The 16332-nt window shown below is 71.8% G+C and carries 16 protein-coding genes; 5 read left to right on the top strand and 11 right to left on the bottom strand.

What is annotated here, in order from left to right:
• Positions 1-3 precede the first annotated feature (3 nt).
• A complete protein-coding gene (locus tag ABCQ75_RS15025; protein WP_345886424.1) occupies positions 4-546 on the bottom strand; it encodes an acyl-CoA thioesterase in 543 nt (180 codons plus the stop codon).
• Between the two features lie 123 nt (positions 547-669).
• On the opposite strand from ABCQ75_RS15025, the gene ABCQ75_RS15020 reads away from it, so the two are divergent.
• From ABCQ75_RS15020 to ABCQ75_RS15005, 4 genes are read left to right on the top strand one after another with little or no spacing between them, the layout of a single operon-like run.
• The gene (locus ABCQ75_RS15020) at positions 670-1347 is read left to right on the top strand and encodes a GntR family transcriptional regulator (protein ID WP_345886423.1); all 678 of its coding nucleotides are present in this window, start codon (positions 670-672) and stop codon (positions 1345-1347) included.
• A complete protein-coding gene (locus tag ABCQ75_RS15015; protein ID WP_345886422.1) occupies positions 1340-2860 on the top strand; it encodes an MmgE/PrpD family protein in 1521 nt (506 codons plus the stop codon). The genes ABCQ75_RS15020 and ABCQ75_RS15015 overlap by 8 nt, the downstream gene beginning before the upstream one ends.
• On the top strand, positions 2861-3778 hold the full coding sequence (prpB, locus tag ABCQ75_RS15010) for a methylisocitrate lyase (protein WP_345886421.1): 918 nt from the start codon (positions 2861-2863) through the stop codon (positions 3776-3778).
• A 50-nt stretch (positions 3779-3828) separates the two neighbouring features.
• Complete coding sequence (locus ABCQ75_RS15005; RefSeq protein ID WP_345886419.1) at positions 3829-5004, top strand: bifunctional 2-methylcitrate synthase/citrate synthase; 1176 nt, start codon at positions 3829-3831, stop codon at positions 5002-5004.
• A 64-nt stretch (positions 5005-5068) separates the two neighbouring features.
• On the opposite strand, the gene ABCQ75_RS15000 is transcribed toward ABCQ75_RS15005, so the two are convergent.
• The 10 genes from ABCQ75_RS15000 to ABCQ75_RS14955 form a co-directional block, all read right to left on the bottom strand.
• Positions 5069-5557 carry an 8-oxo-dGTP diphosphatase gene (locus tag ABCQ75_RS15000; RefSeq protein ID WP_345886418.1) on the bottom strand — a complete coding sequence of 163 codons (489 nt, stop codon included), beginning with the start codon at positions 5555-5557 and terminating at the stop codon, positions 5069-5071.
• A gap of 16 nt (positions 5558-5573) precedes the next feature.
• Positions 5574-6530, bottom strand: a complete 957-nt coding sequence (gene xerD, locus ABCQ75_RS14995) for a site-specific tyrosine recombinase XerD (protein ID WP_345886416.1) — start codon at positions 6528-6530, stop codon at positions 5574-5576.
• Between the two features lie 14 nt (positions 6531-6544).
• A complete protein-coding gene (locus ABCQ75_RS14990; protein WP_427916117.1) occupies positions 6545-7138 on the bottom strand; it encodes an NUDIX domain-containing protein in 594 nt (197 codons plus the stop codon).
• A 159-nt stretch (positions 7139-7297) separates the two neighbouring features.
• Positions 7298-9067: a CTP synthase gene (locus ABCQ75_RS14985; protein WP_345886482.1), complete on the bottom strand. Its 1770-nt coding sequence runs from the start codon at positions 9065-9067 to the stop codon at positions 7298-7300.
• Positions 9068-9150: 83 nt separating this feature from the next.
• Positions 9151-10896 carry a DNA repair protein RecN gene (gene recN / locus ABCQ75_RS14980; RefSeq protein WP_345886415.1) on the bottom strand — a complete coding sequence of 582 codons (1746 nt, stop codon included), beginning with the start codon at positions 10894-10896 and terminating at the stop codon, positions 9151-9153.
• A gap of 13 nt (positions 10897-10909) precedes the next feature.
• Positions 10910-11902 carry an NAD kinase gene (locus tag ABCQ75_RS14975; protein ID WP_345886413.1) on the bottom strand — a complete coding sequence of 331 codons (993 nt, stop codon included), beginning with the start codon at positions 11900-11902 and terminating at the stop codon, positions 10910-10912.
• On the bottom strand, positions 11899-12741 hold the full coding sequence (locus tag ABCQ75_RS14970; RefSeq protein WP_345886411.1) for a TlyA family RNA methyltransferase: 843 nt from the start codon (positions 12739-12741) through the stop codon (positions 11899-11901). The genes ABCQ75_RS14975 and ABCQ75_RS14970 overlap by 4 nt, the downstream gene beginning before the upstream one ends.
• 2 nt (positions 12742-12743) lie before the next feature.
• Positions 12744-12902, bottom strand: coding sequence for a hypothetical protein (locus tag ABCQ75_RS14965; RefSeq protein ID WP_345886410.1), 159 nt, complete (start codon positions 12900-12902; stop codon positions 12744-12746).
• 17 nt (positions 12903-12919) lie between these two features.
• A complete protein-coding gene (locus ABCQ75_RS14960) occupies positions 12920-13966 on the bottom strand; it encodes an HAD-IIA family hydrolase (RefSeq protein ID WP_427916116.1) in 1047 nt (348 codons plus the stop codon).
• A complete protein-coding gene (locus ABCQ75_RS14955; RefSeq protein WP_345886408.1) occupies positions 13923-14900 on the bottom strand; it encodes a tetratricopeptide repeat protein in 978 nt (325 codons plus the stop codon). The genes ABCQ75_RS14960 and ABCQ75_RS14955 overlap by 44 nt, the downstream gene beginning before the upstream one ends.
• 66 nt (positions 14901-14966) lie before the next feature.
• Here ABCQ75_RS14955 and ABCQ75_RS14950 point away from each other — a divergent pair, with 66 nt between their 5' ends.
• On the top strand, positions 14967-16124 hold the full coding sequence (locus ABCQ75_RS14950) for a hypothetical protein (protein ID WP_345886407.1): 1158 nt from the start codon (positions 14967-14969) through the stop codon (positions 16122-16124).
• The last annotated feature ends 208 nt before the right edge of the window (positions 16125-16332 follow it).

The raw sequence follows: 16332 nt of genomic DNA, 5'->3' as shown, positions 1-16332 counted from the left end.
CGGCTACCAGAGGTGCGGGGCCGGGCGGCGGGTGCTCGGGAGCGCGTTCTCCTCGCGCCAGCGGTGGAGGAACTCTGGCAGGACGAGGTCCGCCGGCGGCTGCCCCACGGCGGCGAAGATGTCCTCGTTGGGCACGGGGCCCGCCGCCGAGACGAGCCGTGTGGCGATGTAGGCGCGGGCATAGAGCTCGCCGCCGGCCACCATGCGCTGCTCGAAGTAGATCGCGCGCTCGTCCACTCCGATGATGCGGGTGGCCATCGTGTAGCGCTGCCAGAGGTCGAGCGACTTGCGGAACGTGATCGTCTCGAGGTTCACCACGGGGCTCCACCCCCTGGCCCGCAGGGTGTCCCACGCGCCGGAGCGCACCATGAGGTCGAAGCGCCCGAGGTCCATGAGGGAGAAGTACATTCCGTTGTTGACGTGGAGCGCGAGGTCCACGTCTGTGGGGAGCACGCGCAGGCGCAGCTGCGAGGTCTCCCAGAGGCCGAGGGGACGGCGGCGCCGGGACGTGATCAGCAGCAGGAGGGTTCGCAGCAGGAGGTGCATGCACCAATACTACTGACGAGTAGCCTATTCGCAACGCCGTTTTGTATACATAAATCGCCCTAAGCGCCTTGAATGCCGCCAAGAGTCGTGCCAGTGTATACACGTGGCGAGCAAGGGAGGACAATGAAGGCCAGTGATCGCGCCTATGCGTCCCTGCGCGACGACATCGTCGAATGGCGGCTCCCGCCGGGCACCGTCCTCGGCGAGGTCGAGCAGGCGGAGCGGCTCGGCGTCTCGCGGACGCCGCTGCGCGAAGCGCTCGCCCGGCTCGCGGCCGACGGGCTGGCCTCCGCCCAGAAGGGACGCGGCGTCGTCGTGAGCGACATCTCGCTCGCACGCATCGACGAGCTCTTCGAACTGCGCGAGGCGCTCGAGGCCAAGGCCGCTGCGCTGGCCGCACAGCGCGGCGACCGCGCGCGCTTCGCCGGCCTCCGGGACCGGCTCGCCTCGGCGGCCGCGCTCCTGAGCGACGATGACCCGCAGCGGCACGAGTACTACGCCCTCGTCACCGAGCTGGACGACGAGATCGACACCGCGGCCGCCAACTCGTACCTCGGCCAGGCCCTCGGCGCCCTCCGCGTGCACCTCGCCAGAGTGCGCCGACTCGCGAAGGACGACGCGCTGCGGCTGCGCGCCGCCGCCGTCGAGCACGCCGCCATCGCCGGCGCGATCGCGGACGGCAACGCGCACCTCGCCGCCGCCGCGACCACCGTCCACCTCCACAACAGCCTCAGGCACATCACGAACCACGCCCATGCCGGCCCCGCGGGCCGGCCGCACCGAGAGGTCTCCCATGACTGAGAAGCACACGGTCCGCGTCTACCGCAGCGAGGAGAAGCTGCCCCGCGAGGAACAGCTCGCCTACAGGATCGCCAAGGTCGCGGCGGACCCGGCCGAGGTCGCCCCGGAGGTGGCCGAGATGATCATCAACCGCATCATCGACAACGCGTCCGTCGCCATCGCGTCCCTCAACCGCCCACCGATCGTCGCGGCGCGGGCTCAGGCGTTGGCCCACTCGCCGTCGTCCGGGGGGCGGGGGGCGCTCGTATTCGGGATCGGAGACCGGGTGTCCCCCGAGTGGGCCGCGTGGGCCAACGGCGTCGCCGTGCGCGAACTCGACTACCACGACACGTTCCTCGCCGCGGACTACTCGCACCCCGGGGACAACATCCCGCCGATCCTCGCCGTCGCCCAGCACGTCGGCGCCAGCGGGCGCGACCTCATCCGCGGCCTCGCCACCGGGTACGAGATCCAGGTCGACCTCGTCAAGGCGATCTGCCTGCACAAGCACAAGATCGACCACGTCGCGCACCTCGGCCCGTCCGCCGCCGCCGGCATCGGCACACTCCTGGGCCTGGGCGTCGAGACGGTCTTCCAGGCCGTTGGCCAGGCCCTGCACACGACGACGGCCACGCGCCAGTCGCGCAAGGGCGAGATCTCCACGTGGAAGGCCCACGCCCCCGCGTTCGCGGGCAAGATGGCCGTGGAGGCCGTGGACCGGGCGATGCGCGGGCAGACCTCGCCGGTGCCCATCTACGAGGGCGAGGACGGGGTCATCGCCTGGCTCCTCGACGGCCCGGACGCGTCCTACGAGGTCCCGCTGCCGGCTGAGGGCGAGGCGAAGCGCGCGATCCTGGACACCTACACCAAGGAGCACTCGGCCGAGTACCAGGCCCAGGCCTGGATCGACCTCGCCCGCAGGCTCCACACCGAGCACCCAGAGGCCACGGACCCCGGCAACGTGCAGAGCATCCTCATCCGCACGAGCCACCACACCCACTACGTCATCGGCTCGGGGGCCAACGACCCCCAGAAGTACGACCCGAACGCCTCGCGCGAGACTCTGGACCACTCGATCCCGTACATCTTCGCCGTGGCACTCCAGGACGGCGGATGGCACCACGTCGACTCGTACACCCCGGAGCGCGCCGGGCGCCCGGACACCGTGGCCCTGTGGAACAAGGTCACCACCGAAGAGGACCCGGAGTGGACCCGCCGCTACCACTCGCTCGACATCGCCGAGAAGGCCTTCGGCGGTTCCGTGGTCATCACCTTGGCCGACGGGACGGTGATCGAGGACGAGATCGCCGTCGCGGACGCCCACCCGCTCGGCGCCCGCCCGTTCGGCCGTGAGCAGTACATCGCCAAGTTCCGCATGCTCGCCGCCGACGCGGTCGCGCCCGAGGAGATCGAGCGGTTCCTCGACGCCGTCCAGCGCCTCCCCGAGCTCGGCCCCGGCGAGCTCGGCGCGCTCAACATCCTGGCCAAGGACGGGGTCATCGACCTCGCCAAGGGCCCGAAGGGACTGTTCTAGATGCTGTACTCGAAGACGACCCCCGAGCAGAAGCGCCTCCGGCTCCGCGAGGCTCTCGCATCCGGGACGGTCCAGCAGTTCCCGGGCGCGTTCAACCCGCTCTCGGCCCGGCTGATCCAAGAGAAGGGCTTCCCCGGGGTCTACATCTCCGGGGCAGTCCTCGCCAACGACCTCGGCCTGCCGGACATCGGGCTCACGACCCTCACCGAGGTCGCGGCCCGGGCCGGGCAGATCGCCCGCATGACGGACCTTCCCGCGATCGTGGACGCCGACACCGGCTTCGGCGAGCCCATGAACGTGGCCCGCACCGTCCAGGAGCTCGAGAACGCCGGCCTCGCCGGATGCCACATCGAGGACCAGGTGAACCCCAAGCGGTGCGGCCACCTCGACGGCAAGTCGGTCGTGGACCAGGACACCGCCCTCAAGCGCATCCGCGCCGCCGTCGACGCCCGCCGCGATGCGGACTTCCTCATCATGGCCCGGACCGACATCCGCGCGGCGGAGGCCGGAGACGCGGGGCTCCGCGCCGCGGCCGACCGCGCCAAGGCGCTCGTGGATGCCGGCGCGGACGCGGTCTTCCCCGAGGCCATGGCCACGCTCGAGGAGTTCGCGGCCATCCGCGCCGCCGTGGACGTGCCGATCCTGGCCAACATGACCGAGTTCGGCAAGAGCCGCCTGTTCACTGCCGACGAGCTTGCCGGGGTGGGCATCAACCTCATCATCTACCCGGTCACCCTCCTGCGCATTGCCATGGGCGCGGCAGAACGTACTCTGGATACCATCAGGGCCGATGGCACCCAGGAGGCGCAGGTCGAGAACATGCTCACACGCTCCCGACTGTATGAGCTGGTGGACTACGAGGCGTACAGCCGCTTCGACGCCGGCGTGTTCAACTTCAAGGTTCCCGGGCGCCACTGAGCCCCGGCACCTTTCGCCGCCAGACCTGAGACCGACAAAGGAGTCACGCCATGACGCAGGTGCCCAGCGCCACGCAGAGCGACAGCGAGATCAAGAAGGGCCTCGCAGGGGTGGTGGTCGACTACACGGCCATCTCGAAGGTCAACCCCGAGACCAACTCGCTCCTCTACCGCGGCTACCCCGTGCAGGAGCTCGCTGCCCGCTGCAGCTTCGAGGAGGTCGCCTACCTCCTGTGGAACGGCGAACTCCCCACCCGGGAGCAGCTGGCCGAGTTCGAATCACGCGAGCGTGCCGGCCGTTCCCTCGACCCGCTCCTGAAGCAGGTCGTGGACGAACTGCCTATTACCTCCCACCCCATGGACGTCTGCCGCACCGCCGCTAGCGTGCACGGGGCCCGCCACCCCCTCGCTGGGGACTCCTCCCGCGAGGCCAACCTGGCCAAGGCGCTCGAGCTCTTCGCCGCGATGCCCGCCGTCATCGCCTACGACCAGCGCCGCAGGCGTCACGACGGCCGCGGCCAGGAGCCGGTCGAGCCGCGCGCGGACCTCGGCTACGCCGCCAACTTCCTCTGGATGGCCTTCGGCGAGGAGGCGGCCCCCGAAGTCGTCCGCGCGTTCGAGGTCTCGATGATCCTCTACGCCGAGCACTCCTTCAACGCCTCCACCTTCACCGCACGCGTCGTCACCTCCACCCTCTCGGATCTCCACTCCGCCGTCACCGCCGCGATCGGCGCCCTCAAGGGCCCCCTCCACGGAGGTGCCAACGAGGCCGTCATGGAGACCTTCGAGGAGATCGGGATCCGCGCCGACGAATCCCACGCGGACGCCAAGACCCGCGCGAAGGCCTGGATGGACGCCGCCCTGGCCCAGAAGAAGAAGATCATGGGCTTCGGCCACCGCGTCTACAAGCACGGCGACTCCCGCGTGCCCACCATGAAGGCCGCCCTCGACGATCTCATCGCCTTCTACGGCCGCCCCGAGATCCTCGGCCTCTACGACGGCCTCGAGCAGGCCATGGACGAGGCCAAGGGCATCAAGCCCAACCTCGACTACCCCACCGGACCTGCCTACCACCTCATGGGCTTCGACATCCCGACCTTCACCCCGCTCTTCGTCGCGAGCCGCATCGTCGGCTGGACTGCCCATGTCATGGAACAGCTCGAGGACAACTCCCTCATCCGCCCCCTCTCGGCCTACAACGGGCCGGACGAACGGCACCTCGACTAGGCGCCTCGATCAAGGGGGCGGCTGGGCCTCACGGAACAGCTGCCGGGCAGGCGCGCTGGTCTGCTCAGGGGCCGAGGACAGCGAAACGGGCCACCGTCTCGTTGTCCTCGGCCATTTCCACGAGGAAGTCCGGCGGGACCGCCCACGCCCCGGTCAGGACGATCGGGAGCCAATGGTCGGCGTCCTGCCACATCCTGTCCACCGGGAGTGCGTCGACCGGGAACCACTCGGGTTCGATCTCCTCGGTCGTGCACACCTCGCCCTCCCAGCGGGTGCAGGTGAACATGGTGCAGGCCATGTCCCATTCCGGCCTGGCCGGGAAGCGGAAGTCCACGGTGCCCGCGGCGCGCATGGCTGCGGCGTCGAGCTCCACGCAGGCCTCTTCGGCGAGCTCGCGCCGAGCCGCCTGCGCGGCTGTCTCCCCCGCCTCGATGTGCCCTCCGAGCCCCACGATCTTGCCCACGCCGAAGCCCCGGCGCTTGCGCCCCAGGAGCACCTCGCTGCCTTCCTGCCCTTCGCGCAGGAGGAAGCAGAGCACCACGGGAGCGCCCATCAGCCCAGCCGTCCCATCAGCCCAGCGCCCTGGGGTGGGCTGCCGCGTAGACCTCGCGGAGCGTGTCCGCGGTGACGAGTGTGTAGACCTGCGTAGTGGTGACTGAGGCGTGCCCGAGCAGTTCCTGGACCACCCGGACGTCCGCGCCGCCCTCGAGGAGATGGGTCGCGAAGGAGTGACGCAGCGTGTGCGGGGAGACGTCCCTCTCGATCCGGGCGCTCTCCGCGACGTCCTTGAGGATGGTCCACGCGCTCTGGCGGCTGATCCGCCCGCCGCGGGCGTTGAGGAAGAGGGCCGGAGTGCCGCGGCCCTTCGCCACGAGCGCCGGGCGGCCTCGGACGAGGTACGCCTCGAGCGCGCGGGCGGCATACGATCCCAGCGGCACAAGGCGCTCTTTGGAGCCCTTGCCGAAGAGCCGCACGATCGGCGGCCCTTCGTCGCCGGAGTCGAGGCGGAGGTCGTCGACGTCGAGGCCTACCGCCTCGCTGATGCGTGCCCCAGTTGCATAGAGGAACTCGAGAAGGGCCCGGTCCCGCAGACCCGAGGGAGTGTCCGCGGCCGCCGCATCGAGGATCCTGCCCACCTCGTCGATGCTGATGGCCTTGGGCAGCCGCTGGCCTGCCAGCGGCGGGTGGACGTCCGCCGCCGGGTCGCCCACCGTGCAACCCTCGAGCGCCCAGAAGCGGTGGAGGCCGCGCACGGCGACCACCGTGCGCGCGGCGGACCGCGCAGTGAGGGGACTCCCGCCGTCGGCCCCGTCCCTGAGCGCCTCGGCGAAGCGGTCAACGTGGGCCCTTGCGATGGAGCCCGGCTCGGCGACGCCCTCCCGGTCGAGGAAGGCGGCGTAGCGCGCGAGGTCCCGCCGGTACGCGGCGAGGGTGTTGGGGGCAAGCCCGCGCTCGACGGCGAGGTGGCGCAGGTAGTCCTCGACGGCGCGCGCGAGCGGGGGCGGGGTCGACTGGGACACGCTCACGTCAAGCCCTCCCGCTAGCGCTGGGCCGGGTGGGCCGGCCAGGGGACGTCGCCCGGGCGGAGCGAGGCGAAGCCGTCATCGCGGGCCGCACGGGCGGCGAGGATGCCGACCACAGCGCTCGGGTTGTTCAGGCGGCCCTCCATCACGGCGCGCACTGCCTCGTCGAGGTCCATCCAGGCGAACTCGATCTCGGCTTCCTCGTCGGTGCGCTCGTGGCGCTCGTGGTGGGGGACCTCCGTCAGGCCGCGCGCGAGGTACACCCGGATCGCCTCGCTCGAGGATCCCGGCGAGGTGAAGAAGTCCGCGAGCACGTTCCACGTGTCCGCGGCCAGGTCGGCCTCCTCGGCGAGCTCGCGGGCCGCGGCGGCGAGGTTCGGCTCGCCCTCCATGTCCAGGAGCCCGGCCGGGATCTCCCAGAGGTCCATGCCGACGGGGTGCCGGTACTGGCGCAGCAGGAGGATCCGGCCCGCCTCATCCATCGGCACGACCGCGACGGCGCCCGGGTGGTCCACGTAGTCGCGCTCGAGTGCCCCCGTGCCCTCGGCGAGTTCGAAGGTGTCGCTGCGGACGTCCCAGATCCGGCCCGTGTAGACCGTGCCCGAGGACAGCACCCGGCGCGGGCTCAGCGCGTCCCGGACGACCGGGCGCTCCCCCCCATGGGCGGGACGCGCGCCGGACTCCGCGCTGGGGGCGGGCCCGCGGTCAGCAGGCCCCCCGTCAGCCCGCTCGCCCTGGCGCTGCGGCGCGCGCTCCCCCATGGCCGGCGCCTACTTCGCCTTGGCCGCGGTCGGGGCCTTGACGGCCGAACCGTCCGACTCCTTGGCTGCCGCCGTGGAGGACGACACCGGAGCGCCCTGCTGGCGGTCGAGGGCCGCCTTGACCAGACCTGCGAAGAGGGGGTGCGGCCGCGTGGGACGGGAGGCGAGCTCCGGGTGCGCCTGCGTCGCGACATAGTACGGGTGCACCTCGCGCGGCAGCTCGACGAACTCGACGAGCTTCCCGTCCGGGGACGTGCCCGAGAACTTCAGTCCCTTGGCCGCGATCTGGTCGCGGAAGGCGTTGTTGACCTCGTAGCGGTGACGGTGGCGCTCGGAGACCTTGGTGGCGCCGTAGGTCTCGGCGACCACAGAGCCGGACTCGAGGACCGCGTCGTAGAGGCCCAGGCGCATGGTGCCGCCCATGTCCCCCTTGCCCTCGACGATGTCCAGCTGCTCCTCCATGGTCGCGATGACCGGGTACTTCGAGTTCGGCTCGAACTCGCTCGACGACGCGCCCTCGAGGCCCACGACGTTGCGTGCGTACTCGATGACCATGCACTGCAGGCCGAGGCACAGCCCCAGGGTCGGTACGCCGGTCTCGCGGGCGAGCGTGAGGGCGCCCAGCTTGCCCTCGAGCCCGCGGATGCCGAAGCCGCCCGGGACGAGGATCGCGTCCACGCCCTCGAGGGCCTTCTTGGCGCCGGCCGGGGTCTGGCACTCGTCCGAGGCCACCCAGCGGATGTTGACCTTCGTCTCGTTCGCGAAGCCGCCAGCGCGGAGCGCCTCGGTCACGGAGAGGTAGGCGTCCGGGAGGTCGATGTACTTGCCGACCAGGGCGATCTCGACCTCGTGGGACGGCTCGTGGACGGCCTTGAGGAGCTTGTCCCACTTGGTCCAGTCGACGTCCTTGAACGGCAGGTCGAGGGCGCGCACGATGTACGAGTCGAGGCCCTGGGCGTGCAGCGTCTTCGGGATGTCGTAGATGCTCGGGGCGTCTGCGGCGTTGATGACGGCGTCCACGTCGACATCGCACATCCGGCCGATCTTCTCGCGCATCGCCTCCGGGACCTCGCGGTCGGAACGGATCACGATCGCCTCGGGCTGGATGCCGATGGAGCGCAGGGCCGCGACAGAGTGCTGGGTCGGCTTGGTCTTGAGCTCCTGCGACGGGCCGATGTACGGCACGAGGGAGACGTGGACGAAGAAGACGTTGCTGCGGCCCACGTCCTGGCGCACCTGGCGGGCGGCCTCGAGGAAGGGCTGCGACTCGATGTCCCCGACCGTGCCGCCGATCTCGGTGATGATGACATCCGGCGCGTTCTCGCCCTCGGAGGGGAGGCGCATGCGCCGCTTGATCTCGTCAGTGATGTGCGGGATGACCTGGACGGTGTCGCCGAGGTACTCGCCGCGGCGCTCCTTGGCGATCACAGTCGAGTAGACCTGGCCCGTGGTCACGTTCGCGGAGCCGTCGAGCGACTCGTCGAGGAACCGCTCGTAGTGGCCGATGTCGAGGTCCGTCTCAGCGCCGTCCTCGGTCACGAAGACCTCGCCGTGCTGGAAGGGGTTCATTGTGCCCGGGTCCACGTTGAGATACGGGTCGAGCTTCTGCATCGTGACGGAGAGGCCACGGGCCCGCAGCAGGTGACCGAGGCTGGAAGCCGTCAGGCCCTTCCCGAGCGAGGAGGCCACGCCGCCAGTGACGAAGATCTGCTTGGTCGTCTGGCCGGAGTCTGAGAAACGGGAATGAGTTCGCTGCACCACGGAATTCGAGCATATCACCGATCCGCCGTCCACCCCTGACATAACGCCCCCTGCGCGCCCCCGGCGCGCCGCGGCCCGACCCTCCGCCGTCGGCCGCGACGTCAGCCGACGGCGGCCGCGCGCGCCGAGCGGGCGTCCTCGAGGAGCTCGAGCGCATGCGCGCGGGCGCTCTCCGAGTCCTCCTGGCCCGCGAGCATGCGGGCGAGCTCCACGACGCGCTCCTCCTCGGTGAGCAGCCTCACGTCGCTCGAGGTCACGCCGTCGACCCCTTCCGAGGTGCGCCCCGTGGCCACTGAGTTCTTGATCACGGTGACGTGCCGGTCCGCGAACGCCGCGACCTGCGGCAGGTGCGTGACCACCAGGACCTGGACGTGCCGGGCGAGCATCGCGAGACGCCGGCCGATCTCGACGGCGGCGCGTCCGCCCACGCCGGAGTCCACCTCGTCGAAGACGAAGGTCGGCACGGGGTCGACCGCGGCGAGGACCACCTCGATCGCGAGCATGACCCGCGAGAGCTCGCCCCCGGACGCGCCCTTGCCGAGGGGGCGGGCCTGCGCGCCGGCATGCGGGCGGAGCTGGATCGAGACCGTGTCCGCTCCGTGCGGCCCCAGCTCCTGGGCTGGCTCGACGTCGATCTGCAGGGTCGCGTCCGGCATCGCGAGCGCCGTGAGCTCAGCGCTCACGCGCTCCGAGAGGTCTGCGGCGGCCGCCGTCCGCATCCCGCGCAGTAGTTCGGCGAGCTCCTGCAGCTCGGCCTCGTCCGCCGCGGCCTGGGCCGTGAGGGACTCGATGCGGCCGTCGTCGTCCTGGAGCTCGAAGAGCCGCTTCTGCCCTGTCTCGGCCCACGCGATCACCTCGTCGAGCGTGGGCGCGTACTTGCGGATCAGGCCCGTGAGCGCCGCGCGGCGCTCCTCGACCTCGCCGAGGCGGGCGGGGTCGGCGTCGAGCGAGGATGCGTAGCTCGCGAGCGATGACGCGACGTCCGCCAGGAGGTAGCCCGCCTCGGCCAGGCGGGCGGCTGCGGTGGACAGCTCCGGATCGTGCTCGGCCACCTGCTCGAGGGTCCGCTTCGCGCCGTCCACGAGCGTGGTCGCATCGGGGCTCTCCCCGAAGTCCTCGGAGACGAGCGCCTCGTGGGCCTGCTGGGCCGCGACGCGCAGCGCCTCGGAATGGGACAGGCGCACGGACTCGGCCCGCAGCGCCTCGTCCTCCCCCGGCTGCGGATCGACCTCGGCGATCTCCGCGAGCGCCGCCTCGAGGGACTCGGCCTCGCGGATCCGCTCGCGGGAGGTCGAGGTGAGCTCCTCGAGCTCGCGCTTCGCGGCGAGCCACCCCGTGTACCGCTCCGAGTACCGGGCCAGGACGCCGGCGAACTCCTCCCCTGCGAACTTGTCGAGCGCCTCGCGCTGTGCGGCGGGGCTCTTGAGCCGCAGCTGCTCCGACTGGCCGTGCACCACGACGAGCTGGCCGCCGACCTCGGCGAGCGCGCCGACAGGGGCGCTGCGCCCGCCCACGTGCGCCCTGCTGCGCCCGTCCGCGCCCACGGTGCGGGCCAGCAGGAGCTCGGCGGCGCCGTCGTGCTCCTCGACGTCAGCGCCCGCCTCCTCGGCGCGCACGACGGCGGGATGTCCGGTTCCGAGGCGGACGCTCGCCTCGGCGAGCGCGGACTTCGCGCCCGTGCGCACCGCCCCCGCATCCGAGCGGCCGCCCAACAGGAGCCCGAGCGCCGTCACGACCATGGTCTTCCCCGCGCCCGTCTCGCCCGTCACGACGCTGAGGCCGGGCCCGAGCGGGAGGGTGGCCTCGGTGATGACACCGAGGTCGCGGATCCTGAGTTCCTCGATCATGTCTGCTCCTCGATCAGCTCTTCTCTCCGGGCCTGCCGCCCCACGGCACGGCCGGGACTTCCGGGACCGCGGCCTCCTCGCCAGCCTCCGCGAGGGCCCCCGCCCGCACCGGGCCGCGCCAGCCGTGGATGGGCAGCTCGAACTTGCGCACGAGCCGCGCCGAGAACGGCGTCTCGCTGATCCTCGCGAGGCGCACGGGCCGCGGCGACCGCGTGATCTCCACCCGCGCCCCGGGCGGCAGGTCGATCGACCGGCGCCCGTCGCACCACAGCACCCCATGCGCGTCAGTGCGGCCCAGGATCTCCACGGCGAGGCGGGAATGCGGAGAGACGACGAGCGGCTTCGCGAAGAGGGCGTGCGCGCTGATGGGCGCGATCACGAGGGCCTCGACCTCCGGCCACACGACCGGGCCGCCCGCCGAGAACGCGTACGCGGTGCTGCCGGTCGGGGTCGCGAGCACCACCCCGTCGCAGCCGAACGAGGTGAGCGGCTTGCCGTCCACCTCGGTCACGACCTCGATCATCCGCTCGCGGCTGGCCTTCTCGACCGCCGCCTCGTTGAGCGCCCACGTGTGGGCGACCTTGCGGCCCTGATGCCACACCGTCACGTCGATGGTCATGCGCTCCTCGACCGAGTAGCTGCGCGCCGCGACCCACTCGACCGTCTGGGCGAGGTCCGCGCGCTCGCTCTCGGCGAGGAAGCCCACGTGGCCGAGGTTGACGCCCAGGAGCGGGACGTCCTCCTCGCGCGCGATCTCCGCGGCGCGGAGGATGGTGCCGTCGCCGCCGAGGACCATGACGAGCTCGACGTCCGCGAGCTGCACATCCTCGCCGAGTATCTCGGTCGGATGGTCGATCCCCTCGGCGTGCCGCTCGAGGTCCTTGCGCTGGCCCGCGGTCATGACCGGCACGAGGCCGGATCCGTACAGCTGCGCGCACGCCTCCCGGGCCGCCGTCACGGAGTCCTCGCGGCCCGTGTGGGCAAGGACCAGGATCCTGCGGGTCATGCGCGTGCCTCCTGTCCCGTGGCCGCCGGCCATGCCTGCTCGACCCACGCTGTGGGGTCGACCGTGCTCCCGGGCGCCTCGGGCCCGCCCACCGCGGTCGCGGCGTTGGGCACCTTGAGCCAGAGGAAGTACTCGTGGTTCCCGTCCTGGCCGGGAAGCGGGCTCTCCGCGAGGCCCCGCAGCTGCAGCCCCTCGGCAGCCGCGGCCTGCGCGACGGAGGCGACGGCCCGGCGTCGTTCGCTGTCCGAGCCGACGACGCCGGTGCGCGCCAGGCGCTCGCGTCCCACCTCGAACTGGGGCTTGACCATGACGAGCAGGTCCCCGCCCGGCTCGGTGCACGCGGCCAGCGGCCCGAGCACGAGGGTGAGGGAGATGAAGGAGAGGTCCGCGACCGTGAGACGGACCGGCCCGCCGACCGCCTCCGGGGTGAGGTCGCGGACGTTGATGCCCTCGTGGACGCGGACGCGCGGGTCCTCGCGGAGGCGGGGCACGAGCTGCCCGTGGCCGACGTCGACCGCCACCACCTCGGACGCACCCGCCTCGAGCAGTACGTCGGTGAAGCCGCCGGTGGAGGCGCCTGCGTCGAGGCACCTCAGGCCTCGCGGCTCTATCCCGCCGAACCGGTCGAGGGCACCCGCGAGCTTGCGGCCGGCGCGGCTCGCGTAGCGGTCATGCTCGGAGGCTGCGACGTCGATCGCCGTGTCCTCGCCGACGTCATGGGCGGGGCGGGTCACCGATGCCCCGTCCACGGCCACCGAGCCTTCGGCGATGAGCTTCGCGGCGTGCGTGCGGGAGCGCGCCAGGCCGCGGCGGACGAGCTCGAGGTCGAGTCTGGCCACCGCTAGTCCCCGGACTCCACGCCGAGTGCACGGGCAAGCTGGTCGTGGAACGCCTCGAGCGCTGTGGCCTGCTCCGCGAGGCCGAGGCCGCCAGAGTCCTCGAGTCCCCCGAGGGCCGCGGTGACGGCCTGATCCTGGTCCGGCTGTGGCTCCTCGCTCATGGGCCCCAGCTTATCCATCATGCGAGGGCGTGTCGTGACACTCCGGTCCAGACGAGCTCCGGCGCCGTCATGCCCTGGGCCTCAGGGTTTGCTTCCCACCAGGCCGCGCAGGCGGCCCGCCACCCGTCGAGGTCCTCGGGGGTGCCCTCCACCACGAGCCGGCCGCCTTCAGTCCGCGCCGCCGCGGCACCTGCCCGCCACACGCCGTCGTCCGAGACGGGAGCGGCGTAGGGGCGGTAGAAATCGGCGAGAGTGGCCAGGATGTACTGCGGACGCTCCGCCGCGCGGGCGCGGAGGATGCTCTCAGGCGTGTCGACGCCGGTCAGGACAGCCGCGGTCGCGAAGCCGGCCCGGTTGCCGCCGAGGATGTCCGTGTCGAGGCGGTCCCCCACCACGACCGGGCGGGAGGCTCCGAGCCGCTGCGCGGCGGCGACGAACAGCGGCGCCTCGGGCTTGCCGGCCACGAGCGGCTCGCGTCCCGTGGCCGCGCGGACAGCCGCGACGAGGGTACCGTTGCCTGGCGCCGTGCCGCGGGCCTGCGGGATGGAGAGGTCCGTGTTCGTCGCGACCCACAGCGCCCCCGCTGCCACGGCATAGGCCGCCTCGGCGAGGTCCCGCCAGCCGAGGTCCGGGCTGAAGCCCTGGATCACCGCGTCCGGCCGGTCCTCGGCGCTCTCCACCGGAATCAGCCCCCGGTCCTCGACCTCGCGGGCGAGTGCCCGGCTGCCGGTGACGAGAACGCGTGCGCCCGCGGGCACCTTGGACGCGAGCAGGTCCGCACCGGCCTGGGCGGAGCTTACGACGTCATCCTCGGCCGCCGGAGCGCCTAGCTCGCGCAGGTGCGCGGCGACGTCGGCAGTGCTGCGCGAGGCGTTGTTCGTCACGTAGCCCAGCCGCACGCCCCGGGGGCCGAGCGCCTGGAGCGCCTCGACCGCGCCGGGGATCGCGTGCGGGCCGGCATACACGACGCCGTCCAGGTCGGACAGGACGGCGTCGAACGCGTCGATGAAGGCGGCCACGCTAGGACTCGTCGTCCGCAGCCCGGCCCTGGTCCGCCTCGGCATCGCCTGCATCCCCCGCCGAGGCCATGGGCTCCACGGGCTCGTTGGGCGACGATGCCTCGTGGACACCGATCTCATCGTCGGCCAGCGCGGTGTGGGAATCGCCGGCGGCGTCCCGTGCCTCCCTCGCGGCCTCGGCGGCCGGCGAGGAGCCCGCCGCGGGCGAGCCCTCGGCGTCGGACGCCGACGAGTGGGCTTCAGCGTCCCCAGCGCCCTCAGTGCCGGAGCCACGGGGGGACGCCGCCGCGCTGCGCGCACGGCGCTCCTCCTCCTCGCGGCGCTCCTCCTCCTCGTCCCAGCCGAGGTCGACGATCTCGGGCTCCGCGAACTCGCCGACGCCGAGGGCGTTCTCCGCCACGCCGATCTGGCGGTACCAGCGCGAGGCCTCCTGCGAGCGGCCGGCGGCCGAAAGCGCGTCGGCGTACGCCTCGAAGAGGCGCGGGCTGAAGGAGAAGGCCCGGTTGATGTCCAGCTGGGGGATCTCGAGCTCGTTGACAGCGCCCTCAAGGTCGCCCATGTCTGCGCGGGCGCCCGATGCGACGATGGCCAGCTCAGCCCTGCCAGCGTTGTCCAGCATGCTGCTCTCCTCCGAGGACGCGAGCTCGAGCGCCTTCTCCGGCCGGCCCAGGCCACGTTCGCAGTCCGCCATGTGAGGCAGGTGGATGCTCGAGCCCGTGATGCGGCGGAATGTGCGGAACTCCCGGAGCGCATCATCGTAGCGGCCGGCGGCATACGCCGTCATGCCGACGGCCTCGCGGACGGCGCCGATGCGGCCTCCGCGACGGCTCGCTGCGAGGGCATGCTGGTAGGCGAGCTCGGGGTCGTCCTCGATGAGGCGGCCGGCCATGACGAGGTGCTTCGCCACCCACTCGCTGTTCTTGCCCTCAAGGGTCCGCAGCTGGCCCATGGTCGCCCGGTCCAGCTCGCGGCCCGTCACGTCAGGATCGACCTCGGGCGAGCGCTCACGGTCGGCCCTGTTCGAGACACGGAGGTCGGCGGCGTTGTGCTCGCGCGGGCGATCCTCGCGGGCACCGCCGTCGAATCCGCGCTCCGGCCGCTTGAACGGGCGGCGCTCGCTCGATCCGCCGCGGTCGAAGCGGGGACGCTCACCACGCTCGTCCCGGGTGAACGAGCGGCCCTCGCCACGCTCACCACCACCGAACGGACGACCCTGGCCACGCTCACCACCACGGTCATCGCGCCCGAACGGACGACCCTGGCCACGCTCACGATCGAAACGAGGACGCTCACCACGCTCACCACCACCGAACGGACGACCCTGGCCACGCTCACCACGCTCACCACCACGGTCATCGCGCCCGAACGGACGACCCTTGCCACGCTCACGATCGAAGCGGGGACGCTCACCACGCTCACCATCACGGTCATCGCGACCGAACGGACGACCCTTGCCACGCTCACGATCGAAGCGGGGACGCTCACCACGCTCACCATCACGGTCATCGCGACCGAACGGACGACCCTGGCCACGCTCACCACGCTCACGATCGAAACGAGGACGCTCACCACGCTCACCACCACGGTCATCGCGCCCGAACGGACGACCCTGGCCACGCTCACCACCACGGTCATCGCGCCCGAACGGACGACCCTGGCCACGCTCACCACCACGGTCATCGCGCCCGAACGGACGACCCTGGCCACGCTCACCACGCTCACGATCGAAACGAGGACGCTCCCGGTCATCGCGATCGAAGGGACGGCGCTCACCTGCGTCCCGACCCGCGTCGTCCCGGTCGCGGTCGCGGAACCCGCGAGGACGCCCACCGGAGTTGCTGGTTCCGCGGAAGGGGCCACCGAAGCGCTCGGATCCCCGGCCGCTGTCGCCTCCTCGACGGGGTCCGCCGAATCCCCGTCCGTCGCGGCCGCGCCCGTTCTCCTCTGCCATGTGGCTCCTCTTTCACTATCGACTTATCCGCCGGAATCAACTCTCCAGCACAGCTCTGATCAAGTCTACGGGGTGCGGACCTCCGATTCCGGGGCGGAACGGGCAGGGGTGCTGCATCCCACACGGGCCCCGGTACTGCATCCCGCACACAGCCGGCCCTCCCGTCGAGGAGCTGGCGTCCGGCAGACGCTCGAGCACACCTGCCGGGCGCCAGGGGCTTGCGAGGTCCGGGCGGTGCGATCGCCCTGGTGATGCGGAGCGCCCTCGTTGCGGGCCGTGTCCCCCGGGCCGTGTCCCCGGGGCGCGTCCCCGGGGGCGTGTTGCGGGTGGTGGTTGGTTAAGTGGTGAGGACCCCCACCGTGTGGTGGGGGTCCTCGTGAATGGTTGTCCGGCGGTGTCCTACTCTCCCACACTCTCTCGGGTGCAGTACCATCGGCGCTGTGGGTCTTAGCTTCCGGGT

Origin of the sequence: Sinomonas halotolerans, assembly GCF_039615075.1 — a bacterium.
Classification (GTDB): Bacteria; Actinomycetota; Actinomycetes; order Actinomycetales; family Micrococcaceae; genus Sinomonas; species Sinomonas halotolerans.
The sequence above is the reverse complement of the archived record's forward strand: the minus strand, read 5'-3'. Positions and strand labels throughout refer to the sequence as shown.